Annotated in this window: 15 protein-coding genes and 1 riboswitch; of the genes, 10 read left to right on the top strand and 5 right to left on the bottom strand. The window is 33.8% G+C overall.

Annotation, left to right across the window (positions count from 1 at the left end; genetic code table 11):
- The first annotated feature begins 329 nt into the window (after window positions 1-329).
- The 4 genes from Q0807_RS00895 to Q0807_RS00910 all read left to right on the top strand — a co-directional run bounded on the left by Q0807_RS00895 (window position 330) and on the right by Q0807_RS00910 (window position 4,571).
- Window positions 330-1,364: an outer membrane beta-barrel protein gene (locus Q0807_RS00895; protein ID WP_299105266.1), complete on the top strand. Its 1,035-nt coding sequence runs from the start codon at window positions 330-332 to the stop codon at window positions 1,362-1,364.
- A 27-nt stretch (window positions 1,365-1,391) separates the two neighbouring features.
- Window positions 1,392-2,699 carry an ammonium transporter gene (locus tag Q0807_RS00900; protein ID WP_299105269.1) on the top strand — a complete coding sequence of 436 codons (1,308 nt, stop codon included), beginning with the start codon at window positions 1,392-1,394 and terminating at the stop codon, window positions 2,697-2,699.
- Window positions 2,700-2,979: 280 nt separating this feature from the next.
- Complete coding sequence (locus Q0807_RS00905; protein WP_299105273.1) at window positions 2,980-3,318, top strand: P-II family nitrogen regulator; 339 nt, start codon at window positions 2,980-2,982, stop codon at window positions 3,316-3,318.
- A gap of 5 nt (window positions 3,319-3,323) precedes the next feature.
- A complete protein-coding gene (locus tag Q0807_RS00910) occupies window positions 3,324-4,571 on the top strand; it encodes an ammonium transporter (protein ID WP_299105276.1) in 1,248 nt (415 codons plus the stop codon).
- A 125-nt stretch (window positions 4,572-4,696) separates the two neighbouring features.
- Here Q0807_RS00910 and Q0807_RS00915 read toward each other — a convergent pair whose 3' ends face one another.
- From Q0807_RS00915 to Q0807_RS00935, 5 genes are all read right to left on the bottom strand, one after another.
- Window positions 4,697-7,276, bottom strand: coding sequence for a phosphoenolpyruvate carboxylase (locus Q0807_RS00915; protein ID WP_299105279.1), 2,580 nt, complete (start codon window positions 7,274-7,276; stop codon window positions 4,697-4,699).
- 6 nt (window positions 7,277-7,282) lie between these two features.
- Window positions 7,283-8,401 carry a 3-isopropylmalate dehydrogenase gene (gene leuB, locus Q0807_RS00920; protein ID WP_299105281.1) on the bottom strand — a complete coding sequence of 373 codons (1,119 nt, stop codon included), beginning with the start codon at window positions 8,399-8,401 and terminating at the stop codon, window positions 7,283-7,285.
- Between the two features lie 71 nt (window positions 8,402-8,472).
- The gene (gene leuD / locus Q0807_RS00925; RefSeq protein WP_299105283.1) at window positions 8,473-9,060 is read right to left on the bottom strand and encodes a 3-isopropylmalate dehydratase small subunit; all 588 of its coding nucleotides are present in this window, start codon (window positions 9,058-9,060) and stop codon (window positions 8,473-8,475) included.
- A complete protein-coding gene (gene leuC, locus Q0807_RS00930) occupies window positions 9,060-10,445 on the bottom strand; it encodes a 3-isopropylmalate dehydratase large subunit (protein ID WP_299105285.1) in 1,386 nt (461 codons plus the stop codon). The genes leuD and leuC overlap by 1 nt, the downstream gene beginning before the upstream one ends.
- Window positions 10,446-11,621: a 2-isopropylmalate synthase gene (locus Q0807_RS00935; RefSeq protein ID WP_299105287.1), complete on the bottom strand. Its 1,176-nt coding sequence runs from the start codon at window positions 11,619-11,621 to the stop codon at window positions 10,446-10,448. It lies immediately after the preceding gene.
- A 148-nt stretch (window positions 11,622-11,769) separates the two neighbouring features.
- Between Q0807_RS00935 and Q0807_RS00940 the strand changes: the two genes are divergently transcribed.
- The 6 genes from Q0807_RS00940 to Q0807_RS00965 all read left to right on the top strand — a co-directional run bounded on the left by Q0807_RS00940 (window position 11,770) and on the right by Q0807_RS00965 (window position 20,579).
- Window positions 11,770-13,317 carry a hypothetical protein gene (locus Q0807_RS00940; protein ID WP_299106095.1) on the top strand — a complete coding sequence of 516 codons (1,548 nt, stop codon included), beginning with the start codon at window positions 11,770-11,772 and terminating at the stop codon, window positions 13,315-13,317.
- Window positions 13,318-13,419: 102 nt separating this feature from the next.
- Window positions 13,420-13,543: riboswitch (SAM riboswitch) on the top strand.
- Window positions 13,544-13,664: 121 nt separating this feature from the next.
- Complete coding sequence (locus Q0807_RS00945) at window positions 13,665-14,963, top strand: O-acetylhomoserine aminocarboxypropyltransferase/cysteine synthase family protein (RefSeq protein ID WP_299105289.1); 1,299 nt, start codon at window positions 13,665-13,667, stop codon at window positions 14,961-14,963.
- Between the two features lie 75 nt (window positions 14,964-15,038).
- Window positions 15,039-16,046: an alpha/beta fold hydrolase gene (locus Q0807_RS00950; RefSeq protein ID WP_299105291.1), complete on the top strand. Its 1,008-nt coding sequence runs from the start codon at window positions 15,039-15,041 to the stop codon at window positions 16,044-16,046.
- 160 nt (window positions 16,047-16,206) lie between these two features.
- Window positions 16,207-16,683 (top strand): nucleoside deaminase, encoded by a 477-nt coding sequence (locus tag Q0807_RS00955; RefSeq protein WP_299105293.1) that lies wholly within the window; start codon window positions 16,207-16,209, stop codon window positions 16,681-16,683.
- Between the two features lie 160 nt (window positions 16,684-16,843).
- Complete coding sequence (locus tag Q0807_RS00960) at window positions 16,844-18,253, top strand: FAD binding domain-containing protein (protein WP_299105300.1); 1,410 nt, start codon at window positions 16,844-16,846, stop codon at window positions 18,251-18,253.
- A complete protein-coding gene (locus Q0807_RS00965; RefSeq protein WP_299105302.1) occupies window positions 18,246-20,579 on the top strand; it encodes a molybdopterin cofactor-binding domain-containing protein in 2,334 nt (777 codons plus the stop codon). The genes Q0807_RS00960 and Q0807_RS00965 overlap by 8 nt, the downstream gene beginning before the upstream one ends.
- Window positions 20,580-20,593: the final 14 nt, after the last annotated feature.

A 20,593-nucleotide genomic window follows, 5' to 3' on the forward strand; every position in this document is an offset into this window, starting at 1 on the left:
TTTTGAATGAAAATCTTTCAATAATAATGCATTTTACTACTAATAAGCTAATGAAAAATGTTTAACAAAAATGTTTATTTATTGCGAAAACGATTTCGAATAAAACCAAAAACTAAATATTACTCAAATTATTTGCATTTTTTTTTCGATTTATGAAATTCGCAATTATTGATATTTCAAAAAAAACAGTATAAAAAATTTTTACCCCAAAATTTATAGGGTATAAAATTACAAATTCATAAAAATACCCATTTTACCCCTTTTTTTTAAAGGGTATAAACTAATAATACATAGATTTGAAGTGAACTAACTATTTTAAATATATTATTATGAAGAAAATTTTCACTCTAACATTACTTCTAATGTCAGTAGTATTAACTGCACAAGACTCAACAGAAGTCGCAAAGGAAAAAAAATTCACATTATCCGGAAGTGTAGATGCTTATTACCAAACCTACTTAAGTGCACCTGATGATGCTGGAGCAACATTCGGAACAGCTTTTGCCGGCCAAACTGGTTTCGCATTAGGCATGGGTAACATTATTGCCAGCTATGAAAGTGGCAAAGTAGGCGCAGTACTTGATTTAGTTACAGGACCAAGAGGAGCTGGCGCTACATTTAGTAACGATATTGTTGACGGTATCGTAAACCAAGCATACGTTTACTATAATATTTCAGAAAGCACAACTTTAACAATGGGACGTTTCAACACGTTTTTAGGATATGAAGTTATAGCTCCTGCAGCAAACTTTAACTACAGTACATCTTATTTATTTTCAAGTGGACCATTTTCTCATGTTGGTTTAAAAGCTGATTTCGCTTTATCTGATGATTTTAGCTTAATGTTAGCTGTTATGAATCCTTGGGATACTAACGACACTTCTTTTACAGGTGAATATTCATTTGGTGCTCAATTAGGATATTCTGGTCAATTCTTAAACTTATACTATGATAGCGGAAACAATGGCGGATTAGGTTTTGAAGTAGACTACACAGGTGGTTTCGATTTATCAGACACTTTCTTTTTAGGAATCAACGCCGCATACAATGACAACGACGGTAGCGGATTTTATGGCGCTGCACTATACCCTCAATTAGCAACATCTGATGATTTCAGTATTGGATTAAGAGGTGAATATTTTGCCTATCATGGTGATGCTAATAATGACGAAAGCGTAATAGGAATAACATTAACTGGTAGCTATACTGTAGATAGCAACTTAATCATTAAGCCAGAATTTAGATTAGATTCTTTAACTGATGCTGATGGAGGCATATTTGGTGGTAATACTGTTATCGACAATGATGGCTTAGCAGCTAGTAGCTTAAGCGCATTTACTTTAGCTGCAATTTACACGTTCTAAAACCAACACTAACTAACACCAATTATTATGATAAATAATATTTTAACATTCTTCCCAAGTCTTATTGCAGTGCAAGATGCTGCCCCTGAACCTACCGAAGTTGAAGCTGCCGTTGCTGCCATAAATGGCGATATGGGAATGCTCTGGATGCTACTTTCAGCTATCCTAGTATTCTTTATGCAAGCTGGTTTTACCCTTGTTGAAACAGGGATGACACGTTCTAAAAACGCAGCTAACATTGCAATGAAGAACTTACTTGACATCTGTGTCGGATCATTAACTTACTGGTTTGTAGGTTATTCTTTAATGTATGGAACAGCAAACGAAAGTGGTACATTTTTCTGGGGTGGGTTAATGCAAGGTGAAGGTGCAGATTTATTGTTTCAAACAATGTTCGCAGCTACCGCAGCAACAATCGTTTCTGGAGCAATTGCAGGACGTACAAAATATTCGACATATGCTATCTTTTCAATAGTAATGACTGCGCTTATCTACCCAATAGCTGGTGGATGGCAATGGCAAGGGTCTGGTTGGCTAACCAACTTAGGCTTTATTGATTTCGCTGGATCATCAATTGTTCACTCTGTAGGTGGATGGGCTGCATTAGTTGCTGCTTTTATGGTAGGACCAAGAATTGGAAAATATGTTGACGGAAAAGTTATGCCAATCCCAGGACACAACCAAATACTAGCAACTTTAGGTGTATTCATCCTATGGTTAGGATGGTTTGGATTTAACGGTGGATCTCAATTAGCTTGGGGTGGCGCTGACGCTATTGGAGCTTCAAACGTTGTATTAGTTACCAATCTAGCAGCAGCAGCTGGTGGTTTAGGAGCTTTAATTACAACCTGGATATGGTACGGAAAACCAAATCTACCACAAACTTTGAATGGAGCACTTGCTGGTCTAGTTAGTATAACAGCAGGCTGTGGAAACATGTCTCCTGTTGGAGCTATATTCGCAGGACTTATTGGAGGTATTATCGTGGTATTCTCAATTGAATTTATTGAAAAGAAATTAAAAATTGACGACGCCATCGGTGCTGCATCCGTACACGGTGTTGCAGGAGCATGGGGAACTTTAGTAATTGGACTATGGGGAATTAATGGAGATGAAGGAATCGGTTTATTTAATGGTGGAGGATTTGGACAATTAGGAACACAAGCAATTGGCGTATTAGCTTATGCTGTATGGTCTGTTGTTTTATCTTTCATTATTCTTAAAATCTTAAAATCAACAATGGGACTTCGAGTTACAAAAGAAGAAGAAACAGTTGGCCTTGACCTTTCTGAACATGGCGAAATTGCTTACCCTGGAAAAAGAGCAAGAGAATAAAACCCAACTTATTCACTACATAGTTTTATTTAAATTTTATAGTTTAAATGATTAGACAAAAAAACCTTCAAAGTTAAGACTTTGAAGGTTTTTACTTTTTAAACGACTCTACACAAACAATCAAAAGTCAAAAAATGATTAAACATTAACTAATACTAAATTTTAAAGGGCACAAACTAAAAAATTCGTAAAAATTTACCAGAAACCCCATTTTTCAGTAGGGCATCATTAAACTTTATATAGATTTACCTCTTAACTAAATAAATTTAAATTTTTTTTCATGAAAAAAGTTGAAGCTATTATTAGAAAATCAAAATTTTCTACCGTAAAAAACGCACTGCATGAAGTTGGTGTAAATTTCTTCTCTTACTGGGACGTTACTGGACTCGGAAACGACAAAGAAGGTCATGTTTACCGAGGTGTTTCCTATAGCACAAGTGACATACAAAGACGCTATTTATCTATCGTTGTTAATGACGATTTTGAAGAAGTAACGATTAAAGCCATATTAGAATCCGCATCCACAGGAGATGTAGGTGATGGTAAAATCTTTGTTTCTCACATAGATGACGTATACAGAATAAGGACCGGAGAAAAAGGAGCACAAACTTTAAAATAAAACACATGGAATTACTAACAATAAACAATGTATGGATGATGATCTGTACAGCCCTTGTTTTCTTTATGCATTTAGGATTTGCATTTTTAGAAATCGGACTAACTCGTCAAAAAAATACACTTAACATTTTATTTAAAAACATATTTATAATTACAGTAGGCCTTCTTCTCTACTGCCTAGTAGGTTTCAACTTAATGTATCCTGGAGATTTTAATGGATTTATTGGATTTGCAGGTTTCGGCTTAGATTCACCAACAATTATAGATCCTGAAACAGGAAAAGCAATACTCGATTTAACATACAATGCAGGTTTCACTTATTGGACGGATTTCTTATTTCAAGGCATGTTTGCAGCAACAGCAGCTACAATTGTATCTGGAGCCGTGGCAGAACGCATGAAAATTGGACCTTTTATGATATTTACAATCATATATGTCGGTTTAATTTACCCAATTGCAGGTTCTTGGAAATGGGGTGGCGGATTTTTACAAACTTTAGAAACACCTTTTTATGATTTTGCAGGATCAACATTAGTACATTCTGTTGGAGGTTGGGCTGCATTAGTAGCAGTTTACCTTTTAGGTTCTAGAATTGGTAAATTTAAAAACGGTTTACCTCAAGCTATTCCTGGACATAACATACCACTAGCAACTGCTGGTGTTATTATTTTATGGTTGGGTTGGTTTGGTTTTAATGGTGGCTCAGTATTATCTGCTGACCCAGCATTGACATCATTAACATTAGTAACAACATGCTTAGCTGCTGCAGCTGGTGGTGTTGTTGCCGCACTTGTTTCTACTTTAAAATATAAAAATTTAGATTTAACAATGTTCCTTAACGGTATCTTAGGAGGACTAGTTGGTATAACTGCTGGTGCAGACCAGATGAGCCCTACAGATGCGATTTTAATTGGAGCCATTGCCGGAGCAATTATCGTATTTGCTGTAGCATTAGTTGACAAAATTAAACTAGATGATCCAGTCGGAGCTATTGCTGTTCACCTTGCTTGTGGTATTTGGGGAACATTAGCTGTTGGAATCTTTGGAAACCTTGCTGGAGCCTCGCAATTTCTCAGCCAACTTCTAGGTGTAGCTTCTTACGCTATACTATGCATAATATCTTCTTTCCTTATCATATTCACACTAAAGAAAACTGTTGGCATTAGAGTCTCTGAACGCGAAGAACTAGAAGGTTTAGATGCACATGAACATGGTATGGATGCATATCCAGATTTTAGATTGAATGAGCATTAATTACATTTAAAAGTTTAACATACTAAAAACCCTCTAAGTAAAATACTTAGAGGGTTTTTTAATAAATAAAAGCCTGTTAGAATATATTATTCTACAGGCTTTTAATCTTCAATACTTCTTTTTATTTAAGCCGAATTACGACTCGCATTTATATTTCCAAACAATGAACGCATCACCATTTTTTCAAATATTTTTATTTGCTCCTCATCTCTAACCTCAGCTTTTTCTAACTCTTGAATTTTCTTCAATGCATATTGCTGTATTGTTAACAATGGTAACACAATAGATTCTCTTACTGCAATTGATGCCTTACCAGACGGTTCCTCTTGCATTAATTCTGTAAATCCTGTGAGTTTTAAAATCAGTCTTTTTGAAGTCTCATACTCCTGATAAATTAGATTCCAAAATTCACCGTATTCATTATCTTCAGACATATAACGTGTTAAATCGAAAAATGACTTAGATAACGACATCATACTATTTTCAATTAACGTTTTGAAAAAACTTGATGTTTTAAATAAATGCTGAACTTTTTCAAACTCATTAGCATCTTCATAATGTTTTAAAGCTGTACCTACTCCAAAAAATCCTGGTACATTCTGTTTTAATTGACTCCAAGAACCTACAAAAGGTATTGCTCTTAAGTCTTCAAATACCAAACCTTCAGACTTACCTCGCTTAGATGGCCTACTTCCAATATTAGTTTTTGCATAATATTTTAAAGTACTCATGTGTTCTAAATACGAAATAAACTTAGGATGCGCTTTAAAATTAGAATAAGCTTCATAGCTACGATTAGCCAAATCAGTCATTACTTCCCTATTTTCTGGCTGCATACTTAAATCTGCATCTGTCAACCTATTCCCTATCCCTGAACTAATTAACTGCTCTAAATTATATTGAGAAGATTCTAAGGTCCCAAAATTAGAACTAATTGTTTGTCCTTGAATTGTTAACTGCACTTCTTTATCCTCTATAGTTGGCCCTAATGACGCATAAAAATTATGCGTTTTTCCACCACCTCTTGCTGGTGGTCCACCACGACCATCAAAGAATATTACTTTAATACCATGTTCTCTAGACACTCTTGTTAAATTCTCTTTGGCCTTAAAAATTGCCCAGTTTGCCATTAAATAACCACCATCTTTTGTGCCATCACTAAAGCCAAGCATAATCGTTTGATTATTTCCTCTTGACTTTAAGTGTGCAGCATATTCTGGATTAGTATATAACTCCTCCATTACTTTTGGTGCATTCTCTAAATCTGTTATTGTCTCAAATAATGGACCTATATCAACAGTTAACTCATCTTGAAACGCAACTAACTTTAACATTGCGAACAACTGCATAACATGCAAAGTAGTTTGGTTATTACTTATAATATAACGGTTTGCAGCTTGCTCTCCATTATTCTGTTGAATTGTCTTTATGACCTTCATGGTTTTTAAAGCCTTCAAAGTCTCCTCATCATTAATTAATGACAAATCAACTGAACCCTCTACTGTAGACAAAATCTTAATCTGTTCAGTTTGCGATAAATCATGATAATCTTTAGGAAAAATAGCACTTCCACTTTCTATCAACGCATTTACCATGTCATTGAAAAACTTCTCATGTTTTCGACTATCTTGTCTTATATCTAAATTAGCAAAATGAAATCCAAAAAGGTGAACTTTATTTAATAGACTATTAACCTCATCTATATATAACGACTGGTGATTATCTTTAATAATCTGCTTTACTGCTTTTAATTCTGAAACTAAAAAAGGTAACGTTAAACTAGACGCTTCATTAGTTATAATATTATAAAGCTCATTTTCTAAATTTGCCATACGGCCTTCAACTCCTTCAAACGTTAATTTACGCTTTAACTGTCTTATGTTTCTGTAGTAATTCTTTATAATTGATAATCGTAACCTATCAGCAACTTTAAGCGTAATTTCTGGCGTAACAAAAGGATTTCCGTCCCTATCTCCTCCTGGCCAAAAACCAATATTAATAATATCGTTATCAACTTCTTTTCCGTCAAAGATATTCTGTTGGATATAATCGAAAATACTTCCGAAAGATTTATAAAACACATTTTCTAAATACCATATTAAACTCACAGCCTCATCAAAAGGAGATGGCTTTTTGTCTTTAAAAAATGGTGTTTTCCCTAATTGCGCTAGCAAGTCGTTAATTCTTAATAAATCATTTTCTCGGATCGCCTCTGTTAAATCTGTAATAATTCCTAAAACTGAACCTGGATAAAACTGAGTTGGGTGTGCTGTTAATACAATTCTCACTTTAAACTCTTCTAAATATTCACGAAGTAGCTCTATTTTATTATCTGCAGTAACCGTTTCTTTTAAACTCCTTAAAGTACCAATACCATCCATATTATTTACCACAGGAAATGCAGCATCCTCAATAGCATCAAACAATACAACTTGTCTTTCTATATATTGAATAAATCTAAAAAGTAAATTTATTTGACTCTCTGAGGAGCGACGTCCTTGATATTTTTTAAAAAATGTATCTACAATAGTCGTTGGATCTTCTTGATGTGCAAATCCTTTATGACAAGTCTCATGAAATAACGGTAGAAGAGCTCCTGTTTTTGTAATAGTATCAAAAGGCAATGTCATAAATATACTATTATATATCTGATATTTAGACAAAACGTTTTGGTTAAAGCGCGTTAACTTTGGCTGTGTTGACATGTGTAATTATATTATTGTGGATTGCCCAAGGTGGATATTCTTAAAATTAAGATTTGTATCTTTTGGATTAAAGATAAAATCTTCAACAAAATCTCCAACATTAGTCGTCGTTACTGTATCAATTACCGAATTGATATCTGGTGTTGTAATGTTCAATTTTAATGATTTTTCAACGGCTAACCTAATTAATTCAGCTTCATTATGTAAACCAAAATGACTCAACAACATAGCAGCAGACAATATAGAGGCTATTGGATTTGCAATTCCCTTATTTGTAGCTTGTGGATAGGAACCATGTATAGGTTCGAACATTGCATATTTATCACCAACAGATGCTGATGCTAATAAACCAATTGACCCACCAATAACACTGGCTTCATCACTTATAATATCTCCAAACATATTCTCTGTTAGTATAACGTCAAACTGTTTTGGGTTTAATATCATTTGCATTGCTGCATTGTCTACAAACAAAAAGTCTAGTTTTACATCTGGATATTCTTCTGCAAGTTCTTTCACAACCTTTCTCCATAACCTAGAAGATTCTAAAACATTAGCTTTATCTACTAAAGTTAGCCTATGATCTCTATTTTGAGCAGCAACAAATGCTAAACGTGCAATACGTTCAATTTCTTCTCGTGTATAAGCACACAAATCCGAAGCGTAGTTACCATCTTCGGATAATTCTTTTTCTCCAAAGTAAATTCCACCCGTTAATTCTCTGTAGATACTAATATCTGTACCCTCAATAATATGTTTTTTTAAAGGCGACTTATCTAACAAAGTCTTATAAGCTTTTACTGGTCTTATATTAGCATACAATCCCATCTCCTTTCTAAGTTTAAGCAAACCTTGTTCTGGTCTTACTTTTGCTGAAGGATCATTATCATATTTTGGATCACCAATTGCACCAAATAATATAGCATCACTCTTTTTACACAATTCTAAAGTTTCGTCTGGCAAGGCATCACCATGCTTATCAATGGCAATTGCACCGACATCTGCAACTGTAAATTTAAAATTATGATTGTACTCTGAAGCAATCGCTGTCAATGCCTTAATGGCTTGTTTTGTTACCTCTGGACCAATACCGTCTCCTGGTAAAACTGCTATATTTAATTTCATTAAAACCTTTTTTTATATCCGAAATATCGGAAATCTTAATCTTTTTTTATTGTCTATTATAAGATGCTAATCTACACACTTTGTTGTTCAAAAGCTTCAATTTCTGCTTTTTTACTTAATAAATAATCAATATCATCATAACCATTAATTAAGCACGTTTTTTTGTAAGCATCTATTTCAAAATCTTCAGATAAATCTGAATCATTAACCGAAATAGTTTGATCTATAAGATTAACCGTTAATTCCGTCTGTGGATTGGACTCAATTTGCTGCAATAAGTCACTTAAAAACTCTTTAGAAACTTGAACTGGTAACAAACCATTATTTAGAGCATTTCCTTTAAAAATATCTGCAAAAAAACTAGAGACCACGACTTTAAATCCAAAATCTGTAATTGCCCAAGCTGCATGTTCCCTACTAGATCCACAACCAAAATTATCTCCTGCAACTAAAATGCTTCCCGAATATTTAGAATCGTTTAACACAAAATCCGTATTAACTGTTCCGTCTTTATGATATCTCCAATCTCTAAATACATTATCGCCAAATCCTTTTCTATCGGTAGCTTTTAAAAAACGTGCGGGAATTATCTGGTCTGTATCTACATTCTCAACACTTAATGGAATGGTTCTAGATTGTAATGTTGTAAATTTTTCCATTAATTTAATTGTTTTGAAATATCAATAATTTTACCTTCTACTGCAGTTGCTGCAGCAACTAAAGGACTCGCTAAAATAGTTCTTGAACCTTGCCCTTGTCGTCCTTCAAAATTTCTATTAGAAGTAGATACACAATATTCTCCTTGTGGAATTTTATCGTCATTCATAGCCAAACATGCTGAACAACCTGGTTGACGCAATTCAAATCCTGCATCTTCAAATACAGTTTTTAAGCCTTCTTCTATAATTTGAGCTTCTACTTGCTTACTTCCTGGTACTAACCAAGCTGTAACATTATTCGCTTTTTTCTTTCCTTTAATATATTTTGCTGCGACTCTAAAATCTTCAATTCTAGAGTTTGTACAACTCCCTATAAACACAAAATTAATAGGTTTATTGATTAGGCTTTCACCAGCTTCAAAATTCATGTAAGCCAATGACTTTTTAAAAGATGGATTTTCATCAACAGGAATAGTTTCAGAAATTTTAATTCCCATTCCTGGATTGGTTCCATAAGTAATCATAGGTTCTATATCTTCGGCATCAAAGCTATATTCCATATCAAAACTAGCACCTTCATCTGTCGGTAAAGTTTTCCAATAGGCTACTTTCTTTTCAAAGTGTTCGCCTTCTGGAGCAAATTTTCGACCTTTCACGTACTCAAAAGTAGTTTCATCTGGTGCAATCATTCCACCACGTGCTCCCATTTCAATACTCATATTACAAACCGTCATACGACCTTCCATACTCATTTCCTCAAAAACATTTCCGGCATATTCACAGAAATAACCTGTACCCGAATTTGTTCCTAATTTTGAAATAATATAAAGAATGACATCTTTTGGTAAGACGCCATTCTTCAATTTGCCATTGACCGAAACTCTTAAGCTCTTTGGCTTGGTAAGCAACAAGCATTGACTCGCAAAGACTTGTGCGACTTGGCTTGTCCCAATGCCAAAAGCAATAGTACCGAAGGCACCATGTGTTGACGTGTGACTATCTCCACAGACCATGGTCATGCCTGGTTGTGTCACTCCTAACTCAGGAGCCATTACATGGACAATTCCATTATACTTATGTCCTAACTCGTATAATGTAATATTGTTCTTTTTACAATTAATAGAAAGTTGTTCTAATTGTTGCCTAGAAAGTGTATCTCTAATTGGTTGATCTTGATTTAATGTTGGTGTATTATGATCTGCTGTTGCTACAATTTGATCTGGTCTAAATACAGAAATTCCACGATCTTCCAATTCATTGAAAGCTTGTGGACTCGTTACTTCGTGTATTAAATGCTTATCTATATATAGTATTTGCGGACCATTTTCTATCGTACTCACAACATGTGCATCCCAGACTTTATCGAAAAGTGTTTTCTTTGACATCTACGCTGAAATTATTTGTTGGTACACTTTACTTTCTTCAATGATTTGATGAATATCACTATCATTAATTTCTTTCTTTCTATCTGCAAAACTTAAAAAATCTGCATACACTTCGTCCAACTGTAATTTAGTTAATTCGTAACCTACGTTTTTAGCTCTATAAGCTAAAGCCGCTCTTCCACTCCTTGCGGTTAAAACAATTGCCGACTCAGTGACACCAACATCTTTTGGATTGATAATTTCGTACGTCCCACGATTTTTAATCATTCCATCTTGATGAATACCTGAGCTATGCGCAAATGCATTAGACCCAACAATTGCTTTATTAGGTTGTGTATAGATACCCATACTATCACTAACTAATTGGCTCATTCCGTAAAGCATTGATGTATTAACATTTGTATCTAAATTGAGATAAGGATGTTGCTTCAACACCATAACCACCTCTTCTAGAGCCGTATTACCAGCACGTTCACCGATACCATTAATTGTACATTCTATTTGTCTCGCACCATTAATAACTCCTTCTATAGAATTAGCTGTTGCTAAACCTAAATCGTTATGACAATGACAAGATAGAATTGCGTTCTCAATACCTTTTACATTCTCTTTTAGATACTTAATTTTTGCGCCATATTCACTTGGCAAACAATAACCTGTAGTGTCTGGAATATTTAAGACGGTCGCACCAGCTTTTATTGCAGCTTCACAAACTCTAGCTAAATATTCGTTATCTGTTCTACCTGCATCTTCTGCATAAAACTCAACATCTTCTACAAACGATTTTGCATACTTAACGGCTGCAAAGGCACGTTCTAAAATATCTTCTTGTGTAGTTTTAAATTTATGAATTATATGAGAATTCGAAGTTCCGATTCCTGTATGTATTCTAGGTTTTGCTGCATATTTTAACGCTTCAGCTGCCACCTTAATATCATTTTTAACCGATCGTGTTAACCCACAAACGGTTGCATTTTTTACGATTTTAGAAATTTCTTCAACCGATTTAAAGTCTCCTGGGCTAGAGACGGGAAAACCTGCTTCAATCACATCTACACCAAGTTCATCTAACTGAGCTGCAATAATTAATTTCTGTTCAGTATTAAGTTTGCAACCAGGAACTTGTTCGCCATCGCGAAGCGTTGTATCAAAGATTTGTATATTGTTATTTGACATATATCAAAATATATTTATAGTATTGTCTTACGAATTTATGTTTTGAATTTCACTAAATTGTATGTCCATAAGTAGATTTTACGATGTTCAAAATCAAATAAGCATATTAAAATACTGAATTACAGACATATAAGACTATATTCTATTGATAACTAAAGACCAAAAAGATAATTTATTCTCACTTGTAAAATCCTTAACAAAGTCTGAAAAACGACAGTTTAAGCTTTATGTGGGTAGACTTGGTGTAAATTCTGATTCTAAATTCTTAAAACTTTTCAATCTTTTAGATAAATCAAAAGCCTACAATGAAGGGGCAATTTTAAAAAGTGGTATTGTAAAAAAATCGCAATTAGCGAATGTAAAAGCACATTTATACAAACAAATTTTAATAAGTCTAAAACTCAACCCATCACATCAAAATGTACGTTTACAAATTAGAGAACAGTTAGATTTTGCCTCAATTTTATATCACAAAGGTTTATACAAACAGAGTTTAAAAATTTTAGACAAAGCCAAAGAATTAGCTATTGCAAACGAAGAAAAAAATTCAGCTTTTGAAATTGTAGAACTCGAAAAAGTAATTGAATCCCAATACATAACGCGAAGCATAAGCACGCGTGCAGATGAATTAGCTATACAAGCCAAAGAACTCAGTGCACTCAATGTTATTGCCAGTAAATTATCTAATCTTTCACTTCAACTTTATAGCATCATTCTTAAGACAGGCTATGTTAGAAATGAAAAAGAAGCAACAATTTTAATTAATTATTTTAACAAAAGACTTCCTGTTACTAAAAACAAAAAACTAGGATTTAGAGAAAAACTTTGGCTATATAAAGCGCATTTATGGTACAGTTTTTTAATGCAAGATTTTTTGAATTGTTACAAGTACGCTTCAAAATGGGTCGATTTGTTTTATCAGAATCCAAGCATGATTAATCTTAATCCTGTATTTTTTTTAAAAGGAAATAATTATTTACTTGAGTCTATATTTTTCGTTCGAAATAAGCCAAAATTCGTTAAAAAATTAGAACACTTTAAGGCCACAGTTAATAGTCCAAAATTTGCTAAAGACGAAAATGTTGCAACGTTAATCTTTTTGTATTCCAATTTTCATAATATCAATCAACACTTTATTGATGGTAGTTTTGAGGAAGGTCTAGAATTAATTCCCGTTATTGAAAAAGAGCTTATTAAGTTTGAAGACAAGATAGACCCTCATCATAGATTAGTTTTCTATTACAAATTTGCAAGTTTAGAGTTTGGAGCAGGCAACAATAAAGCTTGTATTAAGCATTTAGATAAAATCATATCTAATAAAACGCTGTCCATGCGCGAAGATTTATTATGTTTTTCTAGAGTATTAAATCTTGTTGCTCATTATGAAGCAGGCCTAGATTACCATTTAGAAACACTCTTAAGAAGCACTTACAAGTTCTTAATAAAAATGAACGAGTTACACGAAGTGCAAAAAGAAATGATAAAATTTATTAGAGGACTACAAGACATTTATCCTCAAGACCTTAAAAATGCTTTTAAGAAATTACACAAAACTCTAGTTGCTTTTGAAGACCACCCTTATGAACGTAGAGCGTTTCTTTATTTAGATATTATTTCATGGTTAGAAAGCAAAATTGAAAATAAACCCGTAAGTGAAATCATAAACACTAAATATTTAACAAAATATGCGCATTAATCTTTAGAAAATCACAAAAAAGAAATAAAAACGCGAAATAATTTGGAATTCTAACTTTTGTGTTGCAATATTTGTACTCACAAAGTTCAAACACTTACTGAAATGTTATCAAGAAAGGCGGAGGGATAGACCCTATGAAGCCTTAGCAACCCTTAGATTCACTAAGAAGGTGCTAAATTCTACTTGAATGCGCAAGTCATTTTTTGCAAATCCGGATAGATAACTCAAGCCTAATTACCCATCTGTAATTAGCATTTTCTTTATAACATTTTTCTAATAAGTACGCCTCAAAACGAGGTTTATTTGGCTTTTGGTTTAATTTATTTTAATTCAAAAAACTTAGAAAAATGAGCACACAAAAATTCGCAACAAAAGCATTGCACGCAGGTCACGACACTAAACTGACAGGAGGAACAAGAGCTGTACCTATTTACCAAACATCATCATACGTTTTTGACGATTCTGATGATGCAGCAGGACGATTCAATCTGTCTGTACCTGGATTTATTTACACAAGATTAAATAATCCTACCAACGATATTTTAGAACAACGACTAGCAGCTTTAGAAGGTGGAATTGCAGCAGTAGCAACAGCCTCTGGTACAGCCGCAATCTCAACAACATTATTAACACTTTTACGCGCAGGAGACCACATTGTAGCTTCTAGTAGTTTATATGGAGGAACGTACAATTTATTAAACGTTACACTTCCTAGACACGGAATTACAACCACATTTGTAGACCCTTCTGACCCAGAAAATTTCGAAAAAGCGGCTCAAGAAAACACCAGAGCTATTTTTGTAGAATCTTTAGGTAATCCTAAACTAGATGTTTTAGATATTGAAGGTATTTCTAAAGCTGCAAAAGCGCATAAAGTACCATTAATTGTAGATAATACAGTAGCTACACCTTACTTATTAAACCCTATTGAATATGGTGCAAATATCGTAATTCATTCATTAACCAAATATATTAATGGCAACGGAACCTCACTTGGAGGTATTATTATTGATGCAGGAACTTTTGATTGGACCAATGGAAAATTCCCAGAATTTACAGAACCATCTGCTGGTTACCATGGCTTAGTATATAGTGAAGCAATTGGAGCTGCATCATTTATCGCAAAAACTAGAATTGAAGGTTTACGTGATTATGGTGGTGCATTGAGTCCTTTTAATGCATTTCAAATTATTCAAGGTTTAGAAACTTTAGAATTACGTATTAAAAAGCACAGTGAAAACGCATTAGAATTAGCACAATGGCTACAAGAACAACCAGAAGTTAAGTGGGTAAACTATCCAGGATTAGAAACTAGTAAATACAAAAAACTCGCTGATAAATATTTACCAAATGGTCAAAGTGGCGTTGTAACCTTTGGAGCTGATGGAGGTTATGAAGCTGCAAAGACTATTGCAGATAAAACGAAGATATTTTCATTATTAGCAAATATTGGAGACACAAAATCATTAATCATTCATCCTGCTAGTACAACACATCAACAACTTAGTGATGACGCTCAAGAAACAACTGGTGTAACAAAAGATTTAATTCGTTTGTCTGTAGGAATTGAAAATATTGAAGATTTAAAAGCAGATTTAAAACAAGCTTTTGCTATTGTAAAACAAGAAGCAGCGATTCAAAATTAGTCTTAAAATTTAAGTTGAATTTAAAAACAGATGCTGTTACTAAAATGGCATCTGTTTAATTATTCAAAATTAGAAATGAACGAATTACAATACATAACGATTCAAAAATTTACTACCAGTACTGGTAAGGCTCATACTATTAATTTGTCTTATCAAACATTTGGTAAAGCATTACACACAGCACCAATTGTATTAGTTAATCATGCTCTAACAGGCAATTCTAATGTTATAGGAAAAGATGGTTGGTGGAATGATTTAATTGGAATAAATAAATGTATTGACACTAATAATTATACGATTATAGCATTCAATATCCCAGGAAATGGCTTTGATAATAATCTTGAAAATTTAATTGAAGATTATAAAAATTTCACAGCTAAAGATGTTGCAAAACTTTTTTCTATTGCGTTAGACCTATTAAAAATTGAACAACTTTTCGCAGTCATTGGAGGTTCTGTTGGTGGAGGTTTGGCTTGGGAATTAGCAGTATTAAAACCTAATTTAATTCAACATTTAATTCCAATAGCGACGGATTGGAAATCTACAGATTGGATTATTGCCAATTGCCATATTCAAGATGCAATTCTTAACAATTCTACCGAACCATTGGCGGATTCAAGAATGCATGCCATGACCTTGTATCGCACGCCAGAATCTTTAGCACAGAAGTTTGCAAGGACTAAGAAAAACGATTCGCTTTATAATGTTGAATCTTGGCTCAACTATCATGGTGACAATTTAAACAATCGTTTCAATTTGTCTGCATACAAAATGATGAATCAAGTTTTAAAAACTATTGATATTTCAGATGGTGAGAAAGATTTCTTAGAAGTCGCATCTGCTATTTCTTCAGATATACATATAATTACTATTAATTCAGATTTATTCTTTAAAGCTGAAGAAAACTGGAATGCCTATGTTGACTTAAAAAGCATTAAAGACAACGTAAATATTCACGAAATTAAATCTATTCATGGTCATGATGCCTTTTTAATTGAGTTTGACCAATTAGCTCGTTTCTTAAAACCAATATTTAAAGTTGAATTAAAAACTAATAAAACACTAAACAAGCAAGTCGCATAATAATAAATATATACCCTTAACCAAAAGCCCAAATTCACGTTTGGGCTTTTCTGTTTTTAATTTCTAATTGAAATAGAATCAAAAATTAATTTTTAAAAATAGTATATTAGCTTGTTCGACAATTGTCAACAAAAAAACTTTAATATAAAACAACTATTTAATGTGTAATAACAAAGAACAATTTATGAAAGAAGCTGTAAACGCAGCTTTAAAGGGAATGAATAACAATGAAGGTGGACCATTTGGTTGTGTCGTTGTTAAAGATGGAAAAATTGTAGGACGCGGAAACAATAAAGTAACCTCTACTAACGACCCAACGGCTCATGCAGAAGTTACAGCTATTAGAGATGCTTGTAAAAATTTAGACTCGTTTCAATTAGATGGTTGCGAAATTTACACCTCTTGTGAGCCATGTCCAATGTGTTTAGGTGCTATATATTGGGCTAGACCAGATAAAGTTTATTATGGAAGTAATCAAGTTGATGCTGCAAACATTGGCTTTGATGACGAATTTATTTACAAAGAAATTCCATTACCATACTCAGAACGCAGCATTCCGTTTGAGCAATTAGCTCGAGAAGTTGCTTTAGAGCCCTTTCAAGAATGGACTAAGAAAATTGATAAAACTGAATACTAAATAAATGGTTACGTCAGTTCGAGTGTTTCGGTTTTTTCGTTGATATATCGAAAAACTTTAGTATTTCAATGCTTCTCGATACAAAATTCAGAAAAAAGAATTTCACTCGAAGTGACGCTATCGTTGCATTTTTAATTCATTTATAATTGAAATAATTAACATGATTACCTTCATCCTAAATAACAAAACCATTAAAACTCCAGAACATTCTGGAATGACCTTATTGGATTTTGTACGTTACCAACAGCGTTTAACTGGAACCAAAATTGGTTGTCGAGAAGGCGATTGTGGTGCTTGCACACTTTTGGTTGGCACACTCAATGGAGATACTATGGAATACCAAAGTATCACATCGTGCATTTCGCCTTTAGGTAATGCACATGGCAAACACATTGTAACGGTTGAAGGCACAAATCTAAAAGACAAATTAACAACAGCACAAGAAGCCATGAAAGCAAATTACGCCACACAATGCGGATTTTGCACACCTGGTTTTGTGGTTGCTTTAACTGGTTTTGCATTATCCAATTCGGATAAAAATTACAGTAATGCAATTGACGCTATAAGCGGAAACATTTGCAGATGCACAGGCTATAAAGCCATTGAAAAAGCTGCGCATCAAGTCGTTAAAAAACTAGAAAACAAAAAGGAAACTACTTTTAATTGGTTAATTAAAAATGGATTTATCCCTGAGTATTTTGAAAGTATAACTCAACGTTTAAAAGACATTGAGATTGCCGATTTAAATCAGCCAAAAGGAAAATATGTTTCTGGAGGAACCGATTTATACGTGCAACAAGCCGACCATTTAGCAGATAACGATGTCCATCTTATTGCCGAAAAAGATTATTTAAGAGGTATAAAAATCGAAAACAACATTTGTACCATCGGAACAAATTCGACAGTTTCAGATTTATGGAATCATACAGAGTTAAATGGCATTTTACCAAACTTAAGAAAATACTTAAAATTAGTCTCTTCAGAACAAATTAGAAATATGGCTTCTTTAGGAGGAAACCTAGTTAATGCTTCACCAATTGGTGACATGACCATTTTCTTCTTAGCACTTAATAGTGATATTACGATATTAAATTCTGAGGAGAAAGAAAGAACAGTTGCACTTAAAAACTTTTATCGAGGCTACAAAACTTACGATTTAAAAGACGATGAACTTTTAAAAAGCATTCAATTTAAATTACCAACAGAACATTCGTTTTTCAATTTTGAAAAAGTTTGTAAACGAACACACTTAGATATAGCGAGTATCAATTCTGCAATACATATTTCTCTTGAAAACGAAACCATTTCAGAAGCACATGTTTCCATTGGAGGTGTTGCAGCAATACCAAAATATTTACATGAGACCTCAGCATTTTTAATAGGAAAACCACTCACTTCAGAAACGATATTAGAAGCGAACGAAATGCTTCAAAAAGAAATCGCACCAATTAGTGATGTTCGTGGGACAAGTGATTATAAACGTTTATTAGGGAGACAATTATTCTTCGCCCATTTTACAGCTTTATTCCCGAAGCAATTCACCTTAAACGATTTTGTTCAACATGTATAAAAACACGACAAATAAAGTACTAGACACTAAATTAGATGCTGTTTCAATCGCTTTAAAACAAAGCATCAAAAACTTAGACTCTTACACACATGTTCGTGGAGAATCGTTGTATGTTGATGATGTTAATATTAGACAAGGCACATTTCATGCAGTCGTTTTTGATTCACCAAAAGCACACGGAAAAATAAAAAGTATTGATTATTCTAAGGCAGAAGCTTTGGAAGGTGTAGAACGCATTTTCACTTATAAAGATGTTCCTGGTGAAAATGAAATTGGTGGTATTATTCCTGACGAACCTTTATTTGCAGAAGAGGAAGTCCACTTTTGGGGCATGCCAATTGCTTTAATTGTTGCAGAATCAGAATTCATTGCACGAAAAGCAAGAGGTTTAATCGATATCGAAATTGAAGATTTACCAGTAATTACCACAGCAAAAGAAGCTAAAGTAAAAGGAAGCTTTATTAATGCACCACGTTCTTTTAGCTTAGGAGATACCGAAAAAGCATTCGCAGATTGTGACTATGTTTTTGAAGGGGAAACGTTTTCCAACGGACAAGAACATTTATACATTGAAACACAAGGTGCGTACGCAGAACCTTTGGAGAACGGAAACATAAAAGTAACATCATCCACACAAGGCCCAACGGCTGTACAAAAAACTATTGCTAAAGTTTTAGGTGTTGCAATGCATAAAATTGAAGTGGATGTGACACGTCTTGGAGGCGGATTTGGCGGTAAGGAAGACCAAGCGACACCTTGGGCTGTAATGGCTGCTTTAGCGACTTATCATTTAAATCAGTCGGTGAAATTAATATTGAATCGTCATGATGATTTACGCATGACGGGAAAACGTCATCCTTATGAAAGCACGTATAAAATTGGATTATCTAAGGATTTAAAAATCTTAGCTTACCAAACCGAATTTTTACAAAATTCTGGTGCTGCTGCAGATTTATCTCCTGCGATTGCTGAGCGTACCTTATTTCATGCCACCAACAGTTATTACGTACCAAATGTGACCACAAAAGTGTTGAGTTGTAAAACCAATTTACCACCAAATACGGCCTTTAGAGGTTTTGGTGGACCACAAGGTATGTTTGTGATTGAGTCTGCGATTGCTAAAGCAGCTTCTGAAATTGGTGTTTCAGCTAGACAAATTCAGGAAGCTAATTTGTTAGATGAAAATGACACGTTCTCCTATGGACAAATAGCTAAAAAAGTAGAAGCCAAAAACACATGGCATTCTGCTAAAAACATATTTAATAGTGATGCCTTAGAACAAGAAGTTGCTTATTTCAATAAGAATAATACGAACTTCAAAAAAGGGCTTTCGTTTATGCCAATCACCTTTGGTATTTCGTTTACCAACACACCAATGAATCATGCTCGTGCTTTGGTTCATATTTACTTAGATGGAAGTGTTGGCATAAGTACAGCTGCTGTAGAAATGGGACAAGGTGTTAACACCAAAATGATGCAAATAGCTGCTGATGTGTTTTCTATTTCTATTGAAAAAATTAAGATAGAAACTACCAATACTACTCGTGTTGCTAACACCTCACCTTCTGCTGCGAGTTCTACTGCAGATTTAAACGGAAAAGCCACCTTAATGGCTTGCAACGCTTTAGTTGAAAGACTAAAAACGGTGGCTTCGGAAGACTTAAATGTTTCAGAAAAAGACATTACTTTAAAAAAGGAAGCTGTTTTTGTAAACGGTAAGAAATCGGAATTATCTTGGACTGAACTCATCAGTAAAGCCATGTTAAAACGTGTTGCTTTAACCGAAAATGCGCATTACGCAACTCCAGAAATACACTTTGATAAAACCAAAGAAAAGGGACATCCTTTTGCTTATCATGTTTATGGAACCGCAATTACAACAACAACCATAGATTGTACTCGTGGCACTTATGAATTTGATAGTGTGAAAATAGTACACGATTATGGAAAAAGCATGAGTGAAGGTATAGATTTGGGTCAGGTAGAAGGTGCTTTAATTCAAGGAATTGGCTGGATGACTTTAGAAGAGATTGCGTATAATAAAGATGGCAAATTATTATCAAATGCACTTTCTACCTATAAAGTTCCTGATATATTTTCTGTGCCAAAAACAGTAGAAGTGATTCCTGTAGAAACCGAAGGAAATGTCATGGCTATTTTAAAATCAAAAGCCGTTGGAGAACCACCTTTAATGTATGGAATTGGCGCTTATTTTGCACTTCAAAATGCGATAAAGGCTTTTAATCCAAACTACGATTTACAGTTTCATGCGCCTATGACTCCTGAAAAGGTTTTGATGGGATTGTATGAAAATAAAAAGAGGTAGCGAAAAACTAGAAT

Source organism: uncultured Winogradskyella sp. (genome assembly GCF_947495255.1).
In the GTDB taxonomy this organism is placed as follows: Bacteria; Bacteroidota; Bacteroidia; order Flavobacteriales; family Flavobacteriaceae; genus Winogradskyella.